Here is a 24346-nt window from a genome sequence, read left to right as displayed (position 1 = left end):
TGGAATCCGCGCGGGTGGAAATGTGACGGATGTCGCAGGCCTTGACTTGAATATGTCATCGCCTTCAACGATAAAGGCGGCATGTGGCACTGCCGCATTCCGGACCAGGGACGATCCGAAGCATGACGTGATGGGGCTCTACCCCCGCGTTCTCGTTCCCGCCGGCGCTGTGTTCGTCCAGGAAGGAGAACAGGGATGTTGGAACGACTGAAGACCCTCTCGCGTGCCGTGCTGGCGATGGTTGCCCTCGGCTGCTTCGCCTCTGCAGTGGCACAGGCGCAGGAAAGCAAGATTACCTGGCGCATTTCGCAGCCCGGCGGCGATGCGACGCAATACAAGACCCAACAGGCGGCGGTGGCTGCCATCAAGAACCTGCCCGCACCCAGCCCGTTCCCACCGGAGTTCCAGTTCGGCTGGCAATCTGTCGACAAGATCAAGTCGAAAGTCGTGGACTTGAACGGAAACACGTCGATCACCTACTGGATGGGGAAGACGCAGCCCTCCGACCCGGACTGGTCCTACATCGGGCGTGACATATTCCCGACGGAAGAGGCGATGGTGGCCGATTTTCTTGCGGACCAACAAGCCAGCAATCCCGTGTGCCCCGGGGCGGCGGTCACTCCGTCTGGCGATTGGTTTGCGGCTTCGCCCGATCAGGAAGGTGTCATCGAGTCACGCTACTACGATCTGACTTCAATGGCTGGCAACAATACGGCTGAATCGCCGTGCACCCCGTATACCGGGACGGTTGCGGTCGCGCGTACCCGGCGCTTGAACTGCCCGGTTCCGCTCACGCAGTGGTCCAACAAGCACAGCGCCTGCGTCAGCGAAGAGTTCGTTGCGACCATCACCTCGAAGTCGCAGAAGTGCGACAAGGATGGCGGCAACGGCAGCTGCCCGATGTCCCGTAACGATACAGCTACGAACATGAGTCCGCTTCCCGACAAGGACCCGGCCTCCAACGGCGGTACCTGCGACGGCAATGTCGGCAATCCGTGTGACGTCAAAACGGGCGAGAAGTACGAGATCGCGCCGGACTTCGATCTGGGCTGGATCGCGCTGACGCGCTTCTATCACTCCGGCATCTCCACCTCATCCGGTGGCTTCGGCTATGGCTGGACCCACTCGCTGGGCGCCCACCTGGCACTGGATGGCGTTGACAGTGTGGGCATCATTGAAAGTACCGGTTTCCAAAGGGCATTCAAGAAAATCGGCCAGGCCTATGAGGCGGACGACGACAGTGGCGATCGTCTGGTCCAGAACGGCAACTGGACCCTGTACTCGGCGGATTCCATCTCGATCTTCGGCCCGGACGGGCGTCTGGTCGCCAAGCGCTTCCCGGATGGCACGTCGCTGACCTATATCTACGATGACAGCGATCGCCTTGCGGCCGTCACCCACAGCAGTGGCCGCACGCTGGAGTTCGTTTACCAGTCCAACGACTACGAGGCGCTGATCAGTTCGGTGCTAGTCGAAGGCATTCCGCTGGCCACCTATACCTACACGCCTCAGAACCAGGTCGCCACGGTGACCTATGCGGGTGGCGGGGTGCGCACGTATCACTACGAGAACCAGGACTTCCCCCAGCACCTGACCGGCATCACCGCCGAGGACGGTCGGCGCTACAGCACCTTTACCTATGATTCCATCGGCCGTGTTATCTCCAGTCAGCACGCTGGCGGTGCCGATGGCGTGACGCTCGCCTACAGCCCCAACGGCGGTGCAGTCGTGACTGACGCGCTTGGGCGGCAGACCGACTACACCCTGACACCCGGCGGCGACACCGCGCCGTCGCGCAAGGTAACCGGCCTGAGTGATTCGCAGGGAGCCGTCAGCCGGACCTACTACGACCAGAGTGTCGACTTCCGCCGCCGTCTGGATACCTACACCGATCACCGCGGCATCCAGACCAAGCACACCTATGCGCAGGGCACCGACCCGGTGAGCGGTCGTGCCGTCAGCATCCATACCGTGACCGAAGCGGTCGGCCTGCCCGAACAGCGGGCGGTGACCACCGCGCGACGACGTCGAAACCAATGCGGTACTGACCACCCGCATCGGCAATCGTGAAACCCGAACGTCCTTCAATACCCGGCGCCAGCCGACAACCAACACGGTGACCGACATCGCTTCCGGTCAGGCGCGCATCACCAGCTACACGTATTGCGAAGCTGCGGACGTGGCTGCGGCAGGGAGCTGCCCTGTGGAAGGGCTGCTGAAGAGCGTGGATGGTCCGCGCACGGATGTGGTCGATGCCGTTACCTACGCCTACTACCCGGCGGATGATGCGGGATGCGCGGCCAATGGCGCCTGCAGCTATCGCAAGGGCGACCTGCGCAGCGTGACCAATGCGCTGGGCCAGACGGTCGAGACCTTGGCCTACGACGCGTTCGGGCGGCCGTTGTCGGTCAAGGACGCCAACGGCGTGGTCACCGATTACACGTACCATGCTCGCGGCTGGCCGACCTCGATCACCGTACGCGGCGCGACCACTGCCGAGGATCGGGTCACCCAGCTGAGCTATTGGCCGACGGGCCAGGTGCAGAAGATCTCCGAGCCGGATGGCAGCAGCGTTTCCTACGTCTACGATGCTGCGCTGCGCTTGACCGACATCGAGGACAACGCAGGCAACACGATCCACTACACGCTGGACAATGCCGGCAACCGCCTCAAGGAAGACACGCTGGATGCTGGCGGCACCCTGCGTCGTACCCTGGCAAGGACGTTCAACACGCTCGGCCAGCTGACCGCGCTGAAGGATGCAGGTAATCACGCCACCGGCTTTGCCTATGATGCCAATGGCAACCCGCAGACGGTGACCGACGCCCTGCAGCGGGTGACCAGCCAGCAGTTCGATCCGCTGAACCGTCTGGCGCAGACCCTGCGGAACGTCGGCGGCGTGGCGGCGGAGATGCGCAGCCAGTACAACGCGCTGGACCAGGTCACCCAGATCACCGACCCGAAGGGACTGCACACCACCTACGCCTACAACGGGTTCGGTGACCTGACCGGCCAGGTCAGCCCGGACAGTGGCGCCAGCAGCTTCACCGTGGATGCGGTCGGCAATCGCAAGACGGCCACCGATGCGCGTGGCGTCACCGCCACCTATCACTACGATGCACTCAACCGCCTGATCGGCGTCGCCTATCCGGACCCCAATCTGGATGTGGGCTACAGCTATGACGTGGCGCCGGCTGCCTGCGCCGCAGACGAGCGCTTTGCCAAGTGGCGCCTGGGGCAGGTGCTGCATGCCAATGGCAGCACCCAGTACTGCCATGACCGCTTCGGCCAGGTCACCCGTAAAGTGCAGACGATCAATGGTGTCGCCAGCACGCTGCGCTACGTCTACAGCAAGTCGGGTCGCCTGACTGCGTTGACCTACCCCGACGGCAGCGTGGCCGACTACGTGCGCGATATCCAGGGCCGCATCAGCCAGATCGGCATGACCCGGCCCGGCCAGGCCCGCCAGATCGTGGTGAACCACGTGACCTACGCGGCCTTCGGCCCGGCGACCGGTTGGACCTATGGCAATGGTCGCCAGCTGCAGCGTCCGCTGGATCTGGACTACCGCCCCCAGGCGGTGCATGACCCGGCCGCAGGCGGCCTGTCGCTGGGCTATGGCTATGATCCGGTGGGTTCGATCACCGAACTGAAGAACGGCACAGGCTCGACGGTGCTGGCCAAGTACGCTTACGACGCGCTGGGTCGCCTGACCCAGACCCAGGACGGTACGACCGGCACACCGATCGAAACCTATGCGTATGACGCCACCGGTAATCGCACCGCGCTGACCACCTCGGCAGGTACCGCCAGCTACACCTATCCCGCAACCAGCCACCGCCTGACTGCGGTGGATGGCGAGGCGCGCACCTATGACGCAGCGGGCAACACCACCAGCATCGGCAGCAAGACGTTCAACTATAACGACGCCAATCGCATGAACGCGGTGAAGCAGGGTAACGCCACACTGGAGAGCTACGGCTACAACCATCGTGGCGAGCGCGTGCTGCGTACCCCGGCCGGTGGCGCAGCGCAGATCACCCTGTATGACGAGGCAGGGCAGTGGCTGGGCAACTACTCGGCCACGGGCCAGGCGCAGCAACAGGCCATCTGGCTGGATAATTACCTGGTGGCGCTGATCAATGTGCCGGGTACCGGCGTGCCGGAGCTGGCCTACGTCCAACCAGATCATCTGGGCACGCCGCGCGTGGTGATTGATCCGGTGCGGAATGTCGCGATCTGGGAGTGGAGCAACAAGAGCGAGGTGTTCGGCAACCAGATACCAAGTGCCGACCCGGATGCCGATGGTGTGGTGTTCGAGCTGGCTCTGCGTTTCCCAGGGCAGCAGGCAACGGATGCGAGTGGGCTGTTCTACAACTACCAGCGCGAGTATGACCCGGCAGCAGGGCGGTACTCGCAGAGCGACCCCCTTGGATTGAACGCGGGGATGGCAACTTACGCATACGTGTCGTCAGGTCCGCTTGGTGCTGCTGATCCGTTTGGTCTGTGCGAGGATGATCACGTCTATCGTATTGATCGATTCAGTCTCTGCTCTCCGCAGTCAGCATTCAGAGCTGCAAAGGTGGTAAGTGCCCCAGGTGCGCCGCCGGCCAGAGAGGGATTCACCCCTGACGTTGAGCTTGTCGGGAACGGCGGACGAAACCACATTTCGCAATGGGTGGACTCAAAGAGCATGACAATCGTGAATTCAACGCGTCCCGGCCATCAGTTCCATCCAGGCACGGTATCGTGGAAGGTGGCGCCTGGGCCGCTGGGAATCGGGTCGCAGATCACAATCGTGGGCGAAGGATCCGGGCCCAATCCGATACTCAACGATGCGCTTGGTTTCCTGATTTTTGGTCCGGCGGCGACATTGGCCGCAACGCTTTGCATCGTTGGGCCACGATGATGGTAAAGCTCCTGACAGTGGTACTTCTGATTGGAGTGGGATTTGGATTATCCGATGGCGCTTGCGCCATCGGAAAACGGCCCTTCAAGATGATCCAGTTCTGCGTGCACGACCAAGAGGGCCTGGATCTGTTCAAGCAGACCCTCAGCGCTATCGCCAAGGACGAAAGAATGCAGTTCTTTGATGGCAGTGCTGAATTGGATCGGCAGCTTGCCAGGTCAAAGGTCGACGTGAAGCGTCCTGTCGTCTACGTCGGAGTCAAGCGGGAAGATGGCTCGGGACTGGAGGCGGGGAATCTCGGATTGGATCGCTTCGAAATAGCCATCGGCTTCTCTGAAGGAAGGACGCCCGCCGAGGCCCAGTCATTTTCTGTCCGTGTCGAACGCACCTTGGCCGAGCGCTGGAATGTACTCGCGATTCCACCGGACAAGGGCGCTACGCCGCTGGCATGTCGGGCGGGAAGGCCACAATCGGTCGCGCGATGAAAGAGCTTATGTCGGATGATGGAAGGAGCAGCCTGATCGTCCGCTGCCATTACGGATCAATCTGCAACCGCCCCATCGCCTGCGCGCACAACGACTGGCAGGCCATGACCAACCCCTCCATCACCCGGTCTCCCACGTACTCTTCCGGTTCGCCGTTCTGTCGGGTGCGTTCGGCCGCCAGCATCATTTCCAGCACCACCCGCAATCCACTCAACGCGCAATCGGCATCGGCCAGGGCCAGGCAGCGCCCGGGCAGCTGATGCCGCTCCCGCCAGGGTTGGCCATCGGCCGCCGCACCGACGCCGATGCGATGGAGGTTGGCAATGAAGGTGTTCCTGTCCACTGCGGGCACAGCCTGTGGCGAACCGTCGTCGTGGGCGGTGCTGCGGTAGGCGTGCAGATGCGGGAAGTCCGATTCGTTCATGGCAAGGCTCCGTGCAGGGCAATCGGTAGCCGCCACTCATAAAAGTGGCGGACGGTACGTGGTTCGAACACCGGGTTGATGTCAGTCCGGCGGGCCCGAAGGCCCCCACGCACCGCCCGCCATAGCCGGCAGACGGATTGCCAGCCGGCGCCACGCTAAGGTGACGCCGGCTGGCAAGCGCATACATCAACATCAACTCGGGTGTTCGAAGCCCGGCCACCCTTTTCCGGTGGCACGCCATCTGAGCCCCTGGCGCTGTGCAATGCCAATCAGAAGAGTTGCAAACATCACTCGATTGGAGACGCTTTCGGCATTCTCCCACGCTGTTAAGCACTGCCAGCGCTGGCTGGCGTGGTGATCCGTCCACACCGTGCAATCTGCGACAGGTGTCGAGGTTGGGGGAGGGAAGGGCACGGGTGGGGCGGGGCGATGGCGACAGGCTCCGCAAGGGCCTGAGTCGAGCGTCGCTGGCTCTCCCCCGGCGCCAAAGCGTGACGTGCGACTCGGGTTGACGTTCCCAGCCACCAAGCGCAGGCTGGTCCGGCACGTTTCCTAACCAGAAGGAGACTTATGACCGCGACCGCTTCGCTGCACCCAACCCCCGACACCCAAGGCCGTTCGCGCCTCTGGAGTGTGTTCTGGCTGCAGGGCGTCATTCCCAGCAACATTCTGTGGGCGGTAGCCCTCTGGGCCCTGGCCAACCAGCGCACCACGCTGCTGCTGGGGGTATTTGCCGTGCTGCTGCTCTATACCGGCTGGATCATCCCGGCGGTGTGGCGGGCGGCGCCCACCGCGCACAACCCCAACCTGGGCGTAGCCGCGCGTGGGCTGACCGTCGCCTGGGGGCTGAACACCGTGCTGGTGATCTTCTTCCTGACCCTGCAGCTGGTGGCTCAATAGAACTGAACGGGCTCGCCGCCACGGTCGAAGGCGGCGAAGCGGCCGATCTGACCGTCATGGATGGCGTTGACCATCAGCTGCAGCGGGCGCGCGGCTTCGTCGCTGTTGGGCGCGAAACCGGCGCGGCCGTCCAGCGCCGCCACGAAGACCAGGTCCCAGTCGATGCCGGTGGTGGTCGATTCGGTGGCCAGCGCCTGGAAGCTGGGCACCTCGGCCGGGAGCTTGTCCACGCACAGCACCGGCGACAGGGTGCCACCCTCGCGGCGGTCATGCCGGTCGCGCTGGTCGCTGGTGGGCGATTCGGGCAGCTCGGCGCGCACGAATACGAACAGCAAGCGTTGCGGTTCAGCCTGCTGGCCGGCGGCGTGCAGCAGCTGCTGGAAATCGTTCATCATCATGAGGGTTGTCACACGCCCGCTGCACGGAAAGCCGCATGCTGCCACAACGCCTGCCACGCGGGGCCGAAGACGATTGATTTAAGTCATGCCCATGGAACTGACTGCCGCGTACTCTGGCAATCGTTCCAGCAGACGAGGGTTTCCGGGCCGTTCCGGGCACAGGCAAGACGGTGGAGCAACAAGGTGGACCAGCCATGAGCCAACTCACCGACGGTTTCGGACGCAGCTTTCCGTACCTGCGCCTGTCGTTGACCGAAGCCTGCAACTTCCGTTGCAGTTACTGCCTGCCCGACGGTTACCAGGCCGATGGCCGCCCGCGCTTCCTGCAGGTGGATGAAATCGCGCGCCTGGTGCGTGCGTTTGCCGCGCTGGGCATGAGCAAGATCCGCCTGACCGGTGGCGAGCCCAGCCTGCGCAAGGACCTTGACGAGATCATCGCCACCGTGGCGGCAGTGCCGGGCATCCGCAAGGTGGCCATCACCACCAACGGCACCCTGCTGCCGCGGCGCCTGCCGGGCTGGCACCGCGCCGGCCTGACTGCGCTGAACGTGAGCATGGACAGCCTGCAGCGCGAACGCTTCAGGACCATCACCGGGCATGACCGCCTGCCGGAGATCGAACAGGGCCTGGCCTTGGCACAGGCGTTGGGCCTGCCGGCGATCAAGCTCAACGCGGTACTGCTCCGCGGCCTGAACGACGACGAGCTGCCGCAGTGGATGGACTACCTGCGCGACCGTCCCTTCAGCGTGCGCTTCATCGAACTGATGCGCACGGGCGACAACGAAGCCTATTTCCAGCGCCACCACCTGCGCGCCGACGTGGTGATCGAGCAGCTGCTCGCCGCTGGCTGGCACGAGCGTCCGCGCGCGGCCGATGCCGGCCCGGCGCGCGAGTTCGGCCACCCCGACCATCGCGGCAGCATCGGCATCATCGCCCCGTATTCGCGTGACTTCTGCAAGGGCTGCAACCGCCTGCGGGTGACCGCCAAGGGCGACCTGCGGCTGTGCCTGTTCGGCGAGTTCGGCGTGCCGCTGCGCCCGCTGCTGCAGCGCGACGATGACCACGACGCGCTGCTGGCACGCATCACCACACAGCTTGGCCTGAAAGCGGCCGGGCATGGACTGCACCAGGGCCAGACCGGGCTGACCCCGCACCTGGCCTCCATCGGAGGATGAGCAACACGATGAGTGGGGAATTGAATGCGGCCTTCCACATGGCCGATGTCCGCGACAAGCGCATCACCCGCCGCCGTGCGGTGGCGGTGGGCGAGCTGCATGCCGGCCCGGTGGCCTATCCGCTGATCGTCGAGCGCCGCCTGCCCAAGGGCGATGCGCTGGTGATGGCCGAGATTGCCGGCCTGCAGGGCGCCAAGATGGCCTCGATGCTGATGCCGCTGTGCCACCCGCTTCCGCTGGAGCTGGTGCAGGTGTTCTGCGCGGCGGTGCCGGAACGGCAGGCGATCCGCGTGTGGTGCGAGTGCGCCAGCGAGGCGCGCACCGGCGTGGAGATGGAGGCGCTGGCTGGCGTCAACGCGGCACTGCTGACCCTGTACGACCTGAGCAAGCCAGTAGAGCCGGCACTGCGCATCGAAGGCATCCGCCTGCTGTTCAAGGAAGGTGGCAAGCGCGGTGTGTGGCTGCACCCCGACGGCATGGACGATGCCGAGCGCGCGCGTTTCAAGCCGCGCGCCGAAGGGGTTGGAGGGCGCCGCCTGCGCGGTGATCACGCTGAGTGATCGTGCCAGCGAAGGCACGTATGAAGATGTGTCTGGCCCGACCCTGGTGACCGGCGTGAAAAAGCTGGGCGGCGAGGTGGTGACGGCCGAGGTGTTGCCCGATGGCATCGAGCCATTGGCGGGCCGCCTGCAGGCGTTGGCCGCCGATGGCGTGCGCCTGTGCCTGTGCACCGGCGGTACCGGGCTGGGCCCGCGTGACCTGACGCCGGAGGCGCTGCGTTCCTTGAACGCACGGCCGGTGCATGGCCTGGCGCAGATGGTGCGGGCACTGAGTGCGCAGCACACGCCGATGGCCTGGCTGAGCCGCGCCGAAGTGGTGCAGCTGGGCAACATGCTGGTGTTCGCATTGCCCGGCAGCCCGAAGGCGGCGGCGCAGTGCCTGGACATCCTAGCGCCGGTACTGGGCCACGCCCTGGCGATGGTCGATGGTGGTGGCCACTGATGATTGCCTACAGCGAAGCCCTGCAGCACCTGCTGGACGCGGCCACGCCGCTGCCGGCCGAGCACCTGCCGCTGCATGAGGTCGCTGGTCGCACTCTGGCCAGTGACATCGTCAGTGGGCAGTCGCTGCCGCCGTTCGACAATTCGGCAATGGACGGCTTCGCGCTGCGCGCCAACGGCGCGACGTTCGAAGCTGGTACCGAATTCGCGGTGCAGGGCTGGCAGGCGGCCGGCGATGCCGGTGCCGAAGGCGGCGAGGGTGCCTGGGAAATCATGACCGGCGCGCGCATGCCGGTTGGGCTGGATACGGTGGTGCCCGTCGAGAACGTGGACGTCCTCGCCAGCGAGGATGGCCGCCCGACCCGCATCGCCTTGAAGGGCACGGTGAAGCCGGGCCAGAACGTGCGCCTGCGCGGCCAGGATGTGAGCGACGGCGAGCGTGTGCTGCAGGCCGGGCAGGTACTGGACATCAACGCGCGCACCCTGCTGCATGCCATCGGCGTGGGCGAGGTGGCGGTGGTGGCGCGGCCGAAGGCGGCGGTGATCGCCACCGGCAAGGAGCTGGTGACCGAGGCGGCGCAGACGCTGGAATCGGGCCAGATCCGTGACAGCAACCGGCCGTATCTGGTTGCCCGCCTGCAGGCCGCCGGTGCCGAAGTGGTCTGGCAGGGCACCGTGGGCGATGACGTGGCCGCGTTCAATGGGGTGCTGGATGACGCGCTGGCTGCCGGCGCGCAGCTGCTGATCAGCACGGGCGCGGTGTCGGCCGGCCGCTACGATTTCGTTCCCGATGCGCTGCGTGGTCGTGGCGCTCGCATCGTGTTCCACAAGGTGGCGATCCGCCCGGGCAAGCCGCTGCTGTTCGCGGTGCTGCCCAATGGCGCGCTGTATTTCGGCCTGCCCGGCAACCCGGTCTCGGCCGCCGTGGGCCAGCGCTTCTTCGTGGAGCCGGTGCTGCGCCGCCTGCTGGGGCTGGCACCGGAACCCGTGTTGCAGCTGCCGCTGCAGGCCGACGTGCGCACGCCGCCGGGCCTGCGCTTCCATGCGCGGGCGCGAGTGGAAGTGGACGGTCAGGGGCGCCTGAGTGCGCGCGTGCTGTCCGGGCAGGAGTCATTCCGTTTGATGTCCATGCTGCAGGCCAACGCCTGGGTGGTGCTGGAGGCCGAAGGCGACCTGGCCACCGCTGGCACCCCGGTGCGGGTACAGGGCTGGGGTCACCATGACCCGGTGCAGCTGGTGAGCCAGGAGTCATGATGAAACAGGTGAATCTGCAGTTGTTCGGTGCGTTTTCCGATCTGGATGCCAGCCGCGAGATCGCGGTGGAGGTGGCCGGTGGCACCGTGGCCGACCTGCGCCAGGCGCTGCGCGAGCTGCTGCCGGTGCGTTGGCCGGACTTCCGTGCCGGCCTGCTGGATTATTCGGCGTTCGCCGACCAGCAACGCGTGCTGCGTGACCACGAGGCGCTGCCCGACGATGGCCGGGTGGCGATCCTGCCGCCGGTAAGCGGGGGCTGAGCGATGAGCGAGAAGATCATCGCCAAGGTGGTGGACCGCGCGCAGGCGGCGATCGATCCGGCCGAGGGCATCGCTGCGGTGTCCGATCCGGGTTTCGGTGGCATCGATGTGTTCATCGGCAAGGTGCGCGACGTCAACATCGGCCGGCCGGTGAACGGGATTACCTATGACCTGTTCGAGCCGCTGGTGCTGAACGAGTTCAAGCGCTTGGCCGCCGAGGTCGAGGCGACGTTCGGTCCGAAGCTGAAGCTGTATGTGGCCCATGCCAAGGGCCGGTTGGGCATTGGCGATGTGGCGGTGGTGGTGGCTGCGGGCAGCCCGCATCGAGACGAGGCATTCAGGGCCTGCCGGCAGTTGATCGAGGTGGTGAAGCACCAGTGCCCGATCTGGAAGCAGGAGCATTACGAGGACGGCGACAGCGAGTGGAGCGAGGGTTGCAGCCTGTGCCATGCGGACAGCGAACCCGCACATGCCCATGACCATGCGCACGACCACCACCATTGAGTCCGCTGCAGCCACGCATGGCGTGGCTCTACCACCGAATGTCTGGATGGCCGTGGGGTTCAGTAGATCCACGCCATGCGTGGATGGGGCCGTTCCCGCGTATCCAACCGGCGCAGCCACGCATGGCGTGGCTCTACCATGAATGGAACCATCAACGGCATCGTGCTGGCCGGCGGCCTGTCCAGCCGGATGGGCCGCGACAAGGCGCTGCTGCCGTGGCAGGGGCGCACGCTGCTGGAACACATGCGTGGCCTGCTGCTGCAGGCCGGCGCCGAACGGGTGTGGGTCAGCGGCGACTATCCGGCCTTCGGCGGCATCCCCGATCAGGTGGCGCGCTGCGGTCCCCTGGGTGGACTGCACAGCGTGATGCAGCAGATGCCCGATAGCCCGGGTTGGGTGGTAGCGGTGGACACCCCGTTGCTGGCGCCGCGGCTGCTGCAACGGCTGGCTGCCGAGGGGCAGGGCGCATGCACGATCTTTGACGGGCATCCCTTTCCCATGCTGTTGAATGTGGACAATGCCACTCGTAGCGTGCTGGCCGCGATGCTGGATGATGCGCAGGGGCCGCGCTCGGTACAGGCCTTCCAGCGTCGCCTGCAGATGCACGTGCTGGCGCTGGAAAGCGTTGACGAAGCCTGCCTGGTCAACTGCAATACCCCCGAACAATGGGAGGATGTTGCGTCATGAAAGTGCAGTTGCAGGACCAATCGGTACGGCTTCGCCTGGATGAGGCCGAACTGGCGCGCCTGCTGGCCGGCGAATCGGTCGAGAACATGACCCGCTTCGGCGGTATCGAAGGCTGGGGCATGGCGGTCTCGCTGCATGGCGGCGAGCAGCCCGTGCTGCTGGACGGTGGCACCTTCTGCCGCCTGGTGCTGCCACGTTCGGCCGTTGAGGCCTTGGCGGCGCGGCTGCCGTGCCGTGATGGCCTGCCGTTCGACATTGCCCTGGAAGATGGCGGCCAGCTTCAGCTGCAGTTCGATGTGGACGTGCGTGACAGCGTGCGCCAGCGCGGGGTGACCCGCCGCAACACCGCTTCACCGGTTTGACATTTGTCAGGGGCAGGCTGGAAACCGGCCCCTGATTGATCCAGATCAACCCCGTCGTCCGTGCTGCACGGCCTAATGGCTGCATGACGACGGGTCACAACTTGAAACGCAGTACCCACGTCATTCCACAGCCTTGGAGCCATGTATGACCGTCGGTAGCGATCCTGTTGTCCGCAGCACTGCCCGTCCGGGTCGCGTCATCAGCGACTGGACGCCGGAGGACCCCGGCTACTGGGAGCGCACCGGCAAGCGGGTCGCCACCCGCAACCTGGTCATCTCGATCCCCTCGCTGCTGCTGGCCTTCTCGGTCTGGGTGCTGTTCTCGGCGGTGTCGATCAGCCTGCCGAAGATCGGCTTCAACTTCAGTACCGACCAGCTGTTCTGGCTGGTAGCGCTGCCCAGCCTGTCCGGCGCCACCCTGCGCATCTTCTATTCGTTCGTGATTCCGATCTTCGGCGGCCGCCGCTGGACCGCGCTGTCGACCGCGTCGTTGCTGGCGCCGACGCTCTGGCTCGGCTTTGCGGTGCAGGACCCGGCCACGCCCTACTGGGTGTTCGTGGCCATCGCGATCCTGTGTGGCTTCGGTGGCGCGAACTTCTCGTCGTCGATGTCCAACATCTCCTTCTTCTACCCCAAGCAGAAGCAGGGCTTGGCGCTGGGCCTGAACGCCGGTCTGGGCAACGTGGGCGTGTCGGTGGCGCAGGCGGTGATTCCCCTGGTCATCACCGTGGGCGTGTTCGGTGCGCTGGGTGGTGCACCGCAGCCCACGGTGGAGGGTGGGGCGCCGCTGTTCCTGCAGAACGCCGGCTTCATCTGGGTGCCGGCCATCGCGCTGTGCGCCCTCGCGGCCTGGTTCGGCATGAACGACCTGACCAGCGCCCGCTCGTCGTTCTCCGAACAGGCGGTGATCTTCCGCCGCAAGCACAACTGGCTGATGTGCTGGTTGTACATCGGCACCTTCGGTTCCTACATCGGCTTTTCGGCCGGCTTCCCGATGCTGGTGAAGAGCCAGTTCCCGGACGTGAACCCGCTGGCCTACGCCTTCATCGGCCCGCTGCTGGGTGCGTTGATGCGTTCGGTGGGTGGCAGCATGGCCGACCGCTGGGGCGGCGCACGCCTGACTTTCTGGGTGTTCGCGCTGATGATCGCGGCGGTGTTCGGCGTGCTGCACTTCCTGCCCAGTGATGGCCAGGGCGGCAACTTCAATGGCTTCCTGCTCAGCTTCATGGCGTTGTTCGTGCTCAGTGGCATCGGCAACGGCACCACGTTCCGCATGATCCCGGTGATCTTCCGCACCCTGCACGAGCGCTGGTCGGCCAACGACAACGCCGAGGGCAAGGTGGCTGCTGCCCACCAGGCCAGCATCGAATCGGCCGCGGTGGTCGGCTTCTCCGGTGCGATCGGTGCCTACGGCGGCTTCTTCATTCCCAAGAGCTACGGCTCGTCCATCACCTTGACCGGCAGCCCCGACATGGCGCTGTACGGATTCGTTGTTTTCTACGTCACCTGCCTGGCCGTGACCTGGTGGTGGTACTACCGGCGCGGTGCCGAGACACCCTGCTGACGACATGAAAACGCACCGCAGCCAGATGACACACACAGCCACGATGCCGATGTCCGCAAAGGGAGACCCCCGATGAGTTATTTCCTCGATCGCTTGCAGTTCTTCAAGCGTGACCCCCAGACCTTTGCCGATGGCCACGGATTCGCCAAGAGCGAAGGCCGTGACTGGGAAAACAGTTACCGCGCCCGCTGGCAGTACGACAAGATCGTGCGTTCCACCCACGGCGTGAACTGCACGGGTTCGTGCAGCTGGAAGATCTACGTCAAGAACGGCCTGGTCACCTGGGAAACCCAGCAGACCGACTACCCGCGTACGCGCCCGGACCTGCCCAACCACGAACCGCGTGGCTGCCCGCGTGGCGCCAGCTATTCCTGGTACCTGTACAGCGCCAACCGGCTGAAGTACCCGCTGATCCGCGGCACGCTGCTGCGCCTGTGGCGCGAAGCGCGCAAGAGCAAGGGCCCGGTCGACGCCTGGGCCAGCATCGTGGAGGACAAGGAGAAGGCGCGCTCGTACAAGACCCGCCGCGGCATGGGTGGCTTCGTGCGCCTGCAGTGGGAAGAGGCCAACGAGATCATCGCCGCCTCCAACCTGTACACGGTGAAGCAGTATGGCCCGGACCGCGTGGTCGGCTTCTCGCCGATTCCGGCGATGTCGATGGTGTCCTATGCCGCCGGCGCGCGTTACCTGTCCCTGCTGGGTGGCGCCTGCCTGTCCTTCTATGACTGGTACTGCGATCTGCCGCCGGCCTCGCCGCAGATCTGGGGCGAGCAGACCGACGTGCCCGAATCGGCCGACTGGTACAACAGCCGCTACATCATCGCCTGGGGCTCGAACGTGCCGCAGACGCGCACGCCCGATGCGCACTTCTTCACCGAGGCGCGCTACAACGGCACCAAGACGGTGGCGATCTGCCCGGACTATTCCGAGCTGGCCAAGCTGACCGACCATTGGCTGCACCCGAAGCAGGGCACCGATGCGGCGCTGGCCTTCGCCTTCGGTCATGTGATCCTGCGCGAGTTTCATGTGGATTCGCCCTCGCAGTATTTCCAGGACTATTGCCGGCAGTACTCGGACATGCCGATGCTGGTGCGCCTGGAGCGCCGCGACGACGGCCGCCTGGTGCCGGGCCGTTTCCTGCGTGCCAGTGAACTGGGCGGGCTGGGTGAAGCCAACAACCCGGACTGGAAGACGCTGGCCTACGACGAGAACAGCGGCCAGATCGTGGTGCCCAACGGCTCGATCGGCTTCCGCTGGGGCGAGAAGGGCAAGTGGAACATCGAGGAGAAGGAAAGCAAGGGCGCCGATACGCGCCTGCGGCTGAGCCTGGCCGACGCCCATGAGGGCATCGAGGCGGTCAGCTTCCCGTACTTCGGTGGCATCGAGACCGACGGCTGGACCGCTGCGCCGGCCGACGACGTGCTTGAGCGCAACATCCCGGTGCGTCGCCTGGCCCTGGCCGAGGGTGGCGAGACCCTGGTGGCCACGGTCTACGACCTGCTGCTGGCCCAGTACGGCGTGGACCGTGGCTTTGGCGGCGGCAACGTGGCATCGAGCTTCGACGACATGGTGCCGGGCACGCCGGCGTGGCAGGAGCGCATCACCGGCGTGTCGCGCGCCGAGGTGATCGAGATCGCCCGCGAGTTCGCGCGTACCGCCGACAAGACCCATGGCCGCTCGATGATCATCGTCGGCGCGGGCATGAACCACTGGTTCCACAACGACATGAACTACCGCGGCCTGATCAACATGCTGATCATGTGCGGTTGCGTGGGCCAGACCGGTGGCGGCTGGGCGCACTACGTGGGCCAGGAGAAGCTGCGCCCGCAGACCGGCTGGCAGCCGCTGGCGTTCGGCCTGGACTGGAGCCGCCCGCCGCGCCACATGAACGGCACGTCGTTCTTCTACTTCAACACCGGGCAGTGGCGCTACGAGAAGCTGCAGGTGGATGAGCTGCTGTCGCCGCTGGCCGATGCCAGCAAGTACAGCGGCAGCCTGGCCGACCTGAACCTGCGCGCGGTGCGCATGGGCTGGTTGCCGTGTGCCCCGCAGCTGGACCGCAACCCGCTGCAGTTGGCACGCGAGGCCGAAGCGGCCGGCGTGGCCCCGGCCGACTATGCGCTGGGCAAGTTCAAGGACGGTTCGCTGGACTTCGCCTTCGCCGACCCGGACGCCAGCCAGAACCACCCTCGCATGATGTTCATCTGGCGCTCGAACCTGCTCGGTTCCTCGGGCAAGGGCCACGAGTACATGCTGCGGCATCTGCTGGGGACGCGCCACGGGCTGCAGGGCAAGGACCTGGGCGAGATGGGGGCGATCAAGCCGGAGGAAGTGAGGTGGCGTGACGAGGCACCGGAAGGCAAGCTGGACCTGCTGGTCACGCTCGACTTCCGCATGTGCACCACCGCGCTGTACTCGGACATCGTGCTGCCGACCGCGACCTGGTACGAGAAGGACGACCTCAATACCTCGGACATGCACCCGTTCATCCACCCGCTGTCGAAGGCGGTGGATCCGGCGTGGGAATCGCGCAGCGACTGGGAGATCTTCAAGGAGGTCGCCCGTACGGTGAGCGAGATGGCGCCGGGCGTGCTGGGCGTGGAGAAGGACCTGGTGCTGGTGCCGACCCTGCATGACACCCCCAACGAGCTGGGCATGCCGTTCGGCGTGGCTGATTGGAAGAAGGGCGAGTGCGAGGCCATTCCGGGCCAGACCATGCCGTCGATGACGGTGGTGGAGCGCGACTACCCCAATCTGTACCGCAAGTTCACCTCGCTGGGCCCGCTGCTGGACAAGCTGGGCAACGGCGGCAAGGGCATGAGCTGGGACACGAAGCACGAAGTCGAATTCCTCGGCAAGCTCAACCACACCGTGCACGACGAGGGCGTGAGCCAGGGCCGCCCGGCCATTTCGACCGCGATCGACGCGGCCGAGGTGATCCTGCACCTGGCGCCGGAAACCAATGGCCACGTCGCAATGAAGGCGTGGGAATCTCTGGGCACGTTCACCGGCCGCGAGCACACCCACCTGGCGGTGGGCAAGGAGCACGAGGCGATCCGTTTCCGTGACATCCAGGCGCAGCCGCGCAAGATCATCTCCTCGCCGATCTGGTCGGGCCTGGAGGACGACAACGTCAGCTACAACGCCGGCTATACCAACGTGCACGAGCTGATTCCGTGGCGCACGGTGACAGGTCGCCAGCAGTTCTACCAGGACCACGAGTGGATGATCGACTTCGGCGAGGCCTTCATGGGCTACCGGCCGCCGGTCAACACGCGCACGGTGGAGCCGCTGCTGAACCAGCGCCCGAACGGTAACAAGGAGATCGTGCTGAACTGGATCACGCCACATCAGAAGTGGGGCATCCACAGCACCTACAGCGACAACCTGATCATGCAGACGCTGTCGCGCGGTGGCCCGATCGTGTGGCTGAGCGAGGACGACGCGCGCAGTGCCGGCATCGTCGACAACGACTGGATCGAGCTGTTCAACGTCAACGGTGCGATTGCCGCGCGTGCGGTGGTCAGCCAGCGCGTGATGCCGGGCATGGCGATGATGTACCACGCCCAGGAACGCATCATCAACGTGCCGGGCTCGGAGATTTCCGGGACCCGTGGCGGCATCCACAACTCGGTGACCCGCATCGTGCTCAAGCCCACCCACATGATCGGCGGCTACGCGCAGCTGGCGTACGGCTTCAACTACTACGGCACGTGCGGCACCAACCGCGACGAGTTCGTGATCGTGCGCAAGATGGACAAGATCGATTGGTTGGACGATGAACAGCCCGCTGGCGCTTCGGCATCGGCCAGCAAGGAGGTGGTGTGATGAAGGTCCGTGCACAGATCGCGATGGTGCTGAACCTGGACAAGTGCATCGGCTGCCATACCTGCTCGATCACCTGCAAGAACGTCTGGACCTCGCGCGAGGGCGTCGAGTACGCCTGGTTCAACAACGTGGAAACCAAGCCGGGCATCGGCTACCCGAAGGAATGGGAGAACCAGGACAAGTGGAACGGCGGCTGGGTGCGTACCCGCGCAGGCAAGCTGGTGCCGCGTGCCGGTGGCCGTTGGCGCATGCTGGCCAAGATCTTCGCCAATCCGGATCTGCCGCAGATCGACGACTACTACGAGCCGTTCGATTTCGACTACCAGAACCTGCACACCGCCAAGGACAGCCAGCACCAGCCCACCGCGCGGCCGCGCTCGCTCATCAGTGGCGAGCGCATGCAGAAGATCGAGTGGGGCCCGAACTGGGAGGAGATCCTGGGTTCGGAGTTCAGCAAGCGCTCGCGCGACTACAACTTCGACCAGGTGCAGAAGGAGATCTACGGCGCCTTCGAGAAGACCTTCATGATGTACCTGCCGCGCCTGTGCGAGCACTGCCTGAACCCGGCGTGCGTGTCGGCGTGCCCGTCGGGTGCGATCTACAAGCGCGAGGAAGACGGCATCGTGCTGATCGACCAGGACAAGTGCCGCGGCTGGCGCATGTGCGTCTCGGCCTGCCCGTACAAGAAGATCTATTACAACTGGAAGAGCGGCAAGTCGGAGAAGTGCATCTTCTGCTACCCGCGCATCGAGATGGGCGAGCCGACCGTGTGCTCGGAAACCTGCGTGGGCCGCATCCGCTACCTGGGCGTGATGCTGTACGACGCCGACCGCATCGCCGAGGCGGCTTCGGTGGCCGCCGAGAAGGACCTCTACCAGGCCCACCTGGACATCTTCCTGGACCCGAACGACCCGGCGGTGATCGCCGCCGCGCGCAAGGAGGGCATCCCGGACAGCTGGCTGGATGCGGCCAGGCAGTCGCCGGTGTACAAGCTGGCGATCGACTGGAAGCTCGCGCTGCCGCTGCACCCGGAATACCGCACGTTGCCGATGGTCTGGTACGTACCGCCGCTGTCGCCGATCCAGTCGGCTGCCGAACGTGGCCGGGTGGGCATGAGCGGCGAGCTGCCGGACGTGGCCTCGCTGCGCATCCCGATGCGCTACCTGGCCAACCTGCTGACGGCGGGTGACGAAGCGCCGGTGGTACGCGCGCTGGAACGGCTGATGGCGATGCGGGCCTGGCGCCGGGCCAAGAACGTGGACGGCGTGGAAGACACCGCGGTGCTGGAACAGACCGGGTTGAGCATCGCCCAGGTGGAAGAGATGTACCGCTACCTGGCCATCGCCAACTACGAGGACCGTTTCGTGATTCCGACCGGCCACCGCGAGTACGCCAACGATGCCTTCGGCGAGCGCGGCGGCTGCGGCTTCACCTTCGGCAACGGCTGCAACGGTGACAGCCCGGCCGACCTGTTCGGCCAGCGCAAGAGCACCACCTTCGTGGTGGACAAGGGGCCGAACCACCGCCGCAAGGAGGTGGTGTGATGAGCGTGCTCAAGCTGGTCGGGGTGCTGCTGGACTACCCCCGTGAAGAACTGTGGCAGCACGGCGAGGAACTGCTCGCCGCCTGCGACGACCCGGCGCTGGGCGCCGCCCGCCGCCAGCAGCTGCGCAGCTTCGTGCAGCAGCTGCTGGACACCGATGCGCTGGACGCACAGGCCGCATGGCTGGCCAGTTTCGACCGTGGCCGCTCGATGAGCCTGCTGCTGTTCGAACACATCCATGGCGAGTCGCGCGACCGCGGCCAGGCCATGGTCGATCTGGTCGAGACCTACCGCCGCAACGGCTTCGAACTGGATGCACGCGAGCTGCCGGACTATCTGCCGCTGCTGCTGGAGTTCCTCGCCCATCGCCCCGGCAGCGAGGCCCGCGAGTGGCTGCACCACATCGGCCATATCGCCGGGATGCTGGCGGCGCGCCGCCGAGCGTGAGCTGCCGCACCGGGTGCTGTTCGAGATCCTGGTCGAAGCCGGCGACGGCAAGGCCGATCTGCAGGCGCTGCGCCAGCGTGCCAGCGAGGAAGTCCGCGACGATACCGCCGAGGCCATGGACCGCTTGTGGGAGGAGGAGGCGGTGCGCTTCGGTGCCGAAGCCCCTGCCGAAGACTGCAAGCCGCCCGTGCGTTCGCCGGTCCGTCCTTCGCATCGAGAGGTCCAGCCATGAGTTACTCCGTGCATCAATTCGCCTTCCAGTACTACCCGTACATCGCCGTGGCGGTGCTGCTGATCGGCAGCTGGGCCCGCTACGACAAGGCCATGTATACCTGGCGCACCGGCTCCAGCCAGATGCTGTCGGACAAGGGCATGCGGATCGGCAGCAACTGCTTCCACATCGGCATCCTGGCCATCCTCGGTGGCCATCTGGTCGGCCTGCTGACCCCGCATGCGGTGTACGAGCACTTCATCACCTCGTCGCAGAAGCAGATGCTGGCGATGGTGGTGGGCGGCGTGTTCGGCGCGCTGTGCTTCATCGGCATCAGCATCCTGCTGGTACGCCGCCTGTTCAATGCGCGGGTACGGGCTACCGGCAGTTTCGGTGACACCCTGGTGCTGGTGCTGCTGTTCGCCCAGCTGTGCCTGGGCCTCTACAGCATCCGCATCTCGTCCGGCCACCTGGACGGTGGGGTGATGGTGCAGCTGGCCGAATGGGCGCAGCACATCGTGACCTTCCGCGCCGGTGCCGCCGACTACATCGAGGGCGTCAGCTGGGTCTACAAGACGCACATCTTCCTGGGCCTGACCCTGTTCCTGATCGCGCCGTTCACCCGCCTGGTGCACGTGTGGAGCATTCCGATCAGTTACCTGTGGCGGCCGTACCAGGTGGTGCGCCGCCGCCAGGCCACGCTGCGCTACGGTCCGCGGGAGTAAACCATGGACAGCCTACCGAAATTCCTGCCGATCACCGTGATCGACTCCACCGCACCGGTGCCGGCCGAGGCGCATTCGCATCACCACGACGCGGCAGCGCAGGGGCCGCGCTCGCTCGGGCAGCCGGCGCCGTGCCGGCTGTTCGTGGACGAGACCGCGATCAGCGAGGCCGATATCGCCCGTGAAATGCAGCACCACCGGGCGATGCGCCCGGAACAGTCACGCGCCGAAGCGGCGCGTGCACTGGTGGTGCGCGAGCTGCTGCGACTGGAAGCGCAGCGGCTGGGCCTGCAGGCGCCGGAGGGCGGCCGGGTCAGCGATGAAGAGGTGCTGATCCAGCAGCTGCTGGAAGACGCGATCGAGGATCGGGTGCCGACCGACGCGGACTGCCGCCGCTACTTCGCGCAGAACCCCGAGCGCTTCCGCTCGCCCGATCGCGTGCGCCTGCGCCATATCCTGCTGGCCGCGCCGGCCGACGATGTGGCCGGGCGCTTCGCCGCTCGCACCGAAGGCGAGCGGCTGGTCGGGTTGCTGAAGGAATCGCCGCACCTGTTCGCCGATTTCGCCCTGCGCCATTCGCGCTGCCCGTCCAGCAGCGAAGGTGGTGACCTGGGCTGGCTGCAGCGCGGGCAGACCACGCCGGAGTTCGACCGCCAGGTGTTCCGCCTGCGCGAGGGCCTGGCCGGGTTCCCGGTGGAGTCGCGCTGGGGCTACCACGTGGTCTGCGTCGATGCCCGCGAGGAGGGCCAGCCGCAGCCATTCGAGGCGGTGCTGCCGCAGCTGCGTGACTATCTTGAACTGCAGGTGCGCCAGCGCGAGGTGCAGGCTTACCTGCTGCAGCTGCAGGAACGCTACCCGGTGCGCGGGCTGGACGCGATCGAAGCCGAAGCGGATATCGGCTGACCCCCATTGAACGAGGAAACCCCATGAACCAGGCCCTTGCCCCCGCCAGTGCCGGGCAGCAGCAACGTGCGCTGTGGCTGAGCACGTTCGCCTTCACCGTGTGCTTCGCGGTGTGGATGATCTTTTCGATCATCGGTATCCAGATCAGCCAGCAGCTCGGGTTGAATGACACCCAGTTCGGCCTGTTGATCGCCACGCCGGTACTGACCGGTTCGGTCAGCCGCGTCTTCCTCGGCATCTGGTCCGACCAGTTCGGTGGCCGCAAGGTGATGGTGCTGGTGATGCTGTGTGGCGCAGTGGCCACCTGGATGCTGACCTATGCACAGACCTACACCCAGTTCCTGATCGCCGCGCTGTGCGTGGGCATCGCCGGCGGCAACTTCTCGGTGGGCGTGGCCTACGTGTCAAAGTGGTTCCCGGCCAGCAAGCAGGGCACCGCGCTGGGCATCTTCGGTGCCGGCAACATCGGCTCGGCGGTGACCAAGCTGTTGGCGCCGCTGCTGATGGTGGCCGCGGGTTGGACCATGGTCGCCAAGGTCTGGGCGGTCGCGCTGGCCGTCACTGCGGTGCTGTTCTTCCTCTTCAGCAAGGAAGACCCGTCGCTGGAGCAACGCCGCCGCGAGGGCGTGAAGCCGGTGCCGTTCGCCGAGCAGATGGCGCCGCTGAAGAACCTGCAGGTGTGGCGGTTCTCGCTGTACTACTTCTTCGTGTTCGGCGGCTTCGTGGCGCTGGCGCTGTGGCTGCCGCACTACCTGGTGGGCGCCTATGGCATGGACGTGGGCCACGCCGGCATGCTGGCTGCGTGCTACTCGATCCCGGCCAGCCTGTTCCGCGTGGTCGGTGGCTGGATGTCGGACCGGATGGGCGCGCCGGGTGATGTACTGGACCTTCGGCGTGTCGGCCATCTGCACCTTCCTTCTGGCGTATCCGGATACCGAATATGTGGTGAAAGGCATCCACGGCCCAATCCACTTCCATCTGGCCATCGGCGTGGTGATGTTCACCGTGCTGGTGTTCGTGCTGGGCTTCTTCATGTCGCTGGGCAAGGCGGCGGTCTACAAGCACATTCCGGTGTACTACCCGCAGCACGTGGGTGCGGTGGGCGGTGTGGTCGGCATGATCGGAGGCCTGGGTGGCTTCATCCTGCCGATCGTGTTCGGGGCATTGAACGATGCCGTGGGCATCTGGAGCAGCTGTTTCATGCTGCTGTTCGTGCTGGTGGCGGCTGCACTGGCCTGGATGCACTTCGCGATCCGTCGCATGGAGCGCCGTCACTTCCCGCAGATCGACCGCGAGACCGACCTGCCCGAAGCCATCGATGCGGCCGCCGCCGAGCGGGTGCGCGGCAGGTGAACGGGGTTGCCGGCCAGCGGCCGGCACTACCGGGACGGTGCGCGGTGGGTGAACGGGGCTGCCGGCCAGCGGCCGGCACTACCGGGTAGCGGGTGAAAGGGTAGTGCCGGCCGCTGGCCGGCATGAACCCACCGATGCACCGCGCTTGATTTCAATCAGGGCCACGCGAAGAGGAACGCCCGAAGATGTGTGCCATGAGCTTCCACGTCGATGAGAGTGAGGACACTGCGCTGCAGGCGGCATTGCTGCGGCAACCCCGGTATGTGCTGTTTCCGGCGGCTGACCAGTTCAGCACCGGGTTTGGCGAAAGCGGCTGGCGTGCCGCCGTGCGTGCCAGCAACGAGCACCTGATCCCGCGTGGCTTGACGCTCGGCTTCCAGGCCGGTCGTGGCGGGCGCGATGTGCCGCCACAGGCGTATCTGGACACGTTGCTGCTGGCCCTGCAGCTGCAGGCCGATGCCCTGGCCGAGGACCGCGAAGTGGTGGCGATGGTGTTGCAGCTGGGATTGGCCGAGACGTTGCCGCCGCCGCAGCTGGGCCAGCTGCTGGACGCGGTGCCGCAGCACCTGCGCACGGTGGCGCGCCCGCAGGTGGAGGTGCGGCTGGACGCCGGCAGCGCGCTGGCGCCGGCGCAGCTGCGCGCGGTGGGCTGCACCCGCCTGAACGTGATCGATCGTGCCGATGCGCCGGGGCCGACCCTGCTGGCACAGGCGCGGCAGGTCGGCTTCACTGCGCGCTACTACCAGCTGCGCGTGCCCAGCTGCGAGGACGCCGGCTTCATTGAACGGCTGCATGAGGTGCTGGCCGAAGCGCCTGAGCGCATCCTGCTGCCGGCGCCGTGTGCGCTGCCACGGGATCCCTCGGCGGCGCACTGGCTGCAGGCCTGGCGCCTGCTGCGCGCGGCCGGTTACGAACCGATCGGTGGTGATCACTACCAGCGCGGCGACCTGCCCAACCCACATGGGCCCGGCGATGGCCAGCGCCACTGCGACCTGGCCGGCGTGCCACGCCGCGACCGCAGTGATTTCATCGGGCTTGGCCTGTCCGCCTGCAGCCAGATCGGCGAAGTGTTCTACCGGCTGGAGGACGAACTGGGCGAATGGCGGGCGCGATTGCAGTCCGGTCACATGGGCGTTGCCGCGGGCCTGATCCTGTCCGAGGACGAGCGGATGGCGGCCGAGGTGGCACAGAGCATCGCCTGCGACCATGCGCTCGATGCGGCCGCCTTCGAGTGGCGCAATGATGAACCGTTCGAGGAATGCTTCGCCGAACAGCTGCCGGCGCTGTCGCCGTTGCTGGCGCGCGGTTGGGCACACTGGGATGCACGCGTGCTGCGGCTGGCCGAAGAAGGCCGCCTGCTGTGGCGTATGATGGCCGCATGCTTCCGGCCGGCGGCCGCCATCGCTTGAGTCC

General features: G+C 65.9%; 16 protein-coding genes and 4 pseudogenes. 18 read left to right on the top strand and 2 right to left on the bottom strand.

Going from position 1 to position 24346, the window contains the following annotated elements; translation table 11 throughout:
* Positions 1–195: 195 nt before the first annotated feature.
* Both ACZK2V_RS12915 and ACZK2V_RS12910 read left to right on the top strand, forming a co-directional pair.
* Positions 196–4909: pseudogene (locus ACZK2V_RS12915) on the top strand (RHS repeat-associated core domain-containing protein).
* The gene (locus ACZK2V_RS12910; RefSeq protein WP_229301028.1) at positions 4906–5394 is read left to right on the top strand and encodes a hypothetical protein; all 489 of its coding nucleotides are present in this window, start codon (positions 4906–4908) and stop codon (positions 5392–5394) included. Before ACZK2V_RS12915 ends, ACZK2V_RS12910 begins: the two are co-directional and overlap by 4 nt.
* Positions 5395–5443: 49 nt before the next feature.
* Here ACZK2V_RS12910 and ACZK2V_RS12905 read toward each other — a convergent pair whose 3' ends face one another.
* On the bottom strand, positions 5444–5818 hold the full coding sequence (locus tag ACZK2V_RS12905) for a hypothetical protein (RefSeq protein ID WP_154352705.1): 375 nt from the start codon (positions 5816–5818) through the stop codon (positions 5444–5446).
* Positions 5819–6388: 570 nt separating this feature from the next.
* Between ACZK2V_RS12905 and ACZK2V_RS12900 the strand changes: the two genes are divergently transcribed.
* Positions 6389–6718 carry a hypothetical protein gene (locus ACZK2V_RS12900; protein ID WP_005416862.1) on the top strand — a complete coding sequence of 110 codons (330 nt, stop codon included), beginning with the start codon at positions 6389–6391 and terminating at the stop codon, positions 6716–6718.
* Here ACZK2V_RS12900 and ACZK2V_RS12895 read toward each other — a convergent pair.
* Entirely contained in the window at positions 6712–7116 is a 405-nt protein-coding gene (locus tag ACZK2V_RS12895; protein ID WP_075677990.1) for a ribonucleotide reductase subunit alpha, read from the bottom strand. The genes ACZK2V_RS12900 and ACZK2V_RS12895 overlap by 7 nt on opposite strands.
* Positions 7117–7310: 194 nt before the next feature.
* Between ACZK2V_RS12895 and moaA the strand changes: the two genes are divergently transcribed.
* The 15 genes and pseudogenes from moaA to ACZK2V_RS12820 all read left to right on the top strand — a co-directional run bounded on the left by moaA (position 7311) and on the right by ACZK2V_RS12820 (position 24342).
* Positions 7311–8291, top strand: a complete 981-nt coding sequence (moaA, locus tag ACZK2V_RS12890) for a GTP 3',8-cyclase MoaA (RefSeq protein ID WP_014037448.1) — start codon at positions 7311–7313, stop codon at positions 8289–8291.
* An 8-nt stretch (positions 8292–8299) separates the two neighbouring features.
* Positions 8300–9293: pseudogene (gene moaCB, locus ACZK2V_RS12885) on the top strand (bifunctional molybdenum cofactor biosynthesis protein MoaC/MoaB).
* On the top strand, positions 9293–10546 hold the full coding sequence (locus tag ACZK2V_RS12880) for a molybdopterin molybdotransferase MoeA (protein ID WP_486322442.1): 1254 nt from the start codon (positions 9293–9295) through the stop codon (positions 10544–10546). The pseudogene moaCB and the gene ACZK2V_RS12880 overlap by 1 nt, the downstream one beginning before the upstream one ends.
* On the top strand, positions 10546–10806 hold the full coding sequence (locus tag ACZK2V_RS12875; protein WP_049423015.1) for a MoaD/ThiS family protein: 261 nt from the start codon (positions 10546–10548) through the stop codon (positions 10804–10806). Before ACZK2V_RS12880 ends, ACZK2V_RS12875 begins: the two co-directional genes overlap by 1 nt.
* Before the next feature lie 3 nt (positions 10807–10809).
* Entirely contained in the window at positions 10810–11310 is a 501-nt protein-coding gene (locus tag ACZK2V_RS12870) for a molybdenum cofactor biosynthesis protein MoaE (protein WP_125895830.1), read from the top strand.
* A 138-nt stretch (positions 11311–11448) separates the two neighbouring features.
* Positions 11449–11997 carry a molybdenum cofactor guanylyltransferase gene (gene mobA, locus ACZK2V_RS12865; protein WP_486322441.1) on the top strand — a complete coding sequence of 183 codons (549 nt, stop codon included), beginning with the start codon at positions 11449–11451 and terminating at the stop codon, positions 11995–11997.
* Complete coding sequence (locus tag ACZK2V_RS12860; protein WP_486322440.1) at positions 11994–12359, top strand: DUF7009 family protein; 366 nt, start codon at positions 11994–11996, stop codon at positions 12357–12359. The genes mobA and ACZK2V_RS12860 overlap by 4 nt, the downstream gene beginning before the upstream one ends.
* A gap of 145 nt (positions 12360–12504) precedes the next feature.
* Positions 12505–13923: a NarK family nitrate/nitrite MFS transporter gene (locus tag ACZK2V_RS12855; protein ID WP_486322439.1), complete on the top strand. Its 1419-nt coding sequence runs from the start codon at positions 12505–12507 to the stop codon at positions 13921–13923.
* Positions 13924–13995: 72 nt separating this feature from the next.
* Positions 13996–17751, top strand: coding sequence for a nitrate reductase subunit alpha (locus tag ACZK2V_RS12850; protein WP_486322438.1), 3756 nt, complete (start codon positions 13996–13998; stop codon positions 17749–17751).
* Positions 17751–19295 (top strand): nitrate reductase subunit beta, encoded by a 1545-nt coding sequence (gene narH, locus ACZK2V_RS12845; protein WP_110712538.1) that lies wholly within the window; start codon positions 17751–17753, stop codon positions 19293–19295. The genes ACZK2V_RS12850 and narH overlap by 1 nt, the downstream gene beginning before the upstream one ends.
* Positions 19295–19973: pseudogene (gene narJ, locus ACZK2V_RS12840) on the top strand (nitrate reductase molybdenum cofactor assembly chaperone). Before narH ends, narJ begins: the two are co-directional and overlap by 1 nt.
* Entirely contained in the window at positions 19970–20677 is a 708-nt protein-coding gene (gene narI / locus ACZK2V_RS12835) for a respiratory nitrate reductase subunit gamma (RefSeq protein WP_201116393.1), read from the top strand. The pseudogene narJ and the gene narI overlap by 4 nt, the downstream one beginning before the upstream one ends.
* Before the next feature lie 3 nt (positions 20678–20680).
* A complete protein-coding gene (locus ACZK2V_RS12830; protein ID WP_486322437.1) occupies positions 20681–21580 on the top strand; it encodes a peptidylprolyl isomerase in 900 nt (299 codons plus the stop codon).
* Between the two features lie 23 nt (positions 21581–21603).
* Positions 21604–22933 (top strand): annotated as a pseudogene (locus ACZK2V_RS12825) (MFS transporter).
* Between the two features lie 194 nt (positions 22934–23127).
* Entirely contained in the window at positions 23128–24342 is a 1215-nt protein-coding gene (locus ACZK2V_RS12820) for an oxygen-independent coproporphyrinogen III oxidase (protein ID WP_486322436.1), read from the top strand.
* The last annotated feature ends 4 nt before the right edge of the window (positions 24343–24346 follow it).

The sequence above is a fragment of the Stenotrophomonas sp. 93052_Sma genome (assembly GCF_056481145.1).
Note: the sequence above shows the minus strand (reverse complement) of the source record. Positions and strands in the feature narration are given on the sequence as shown.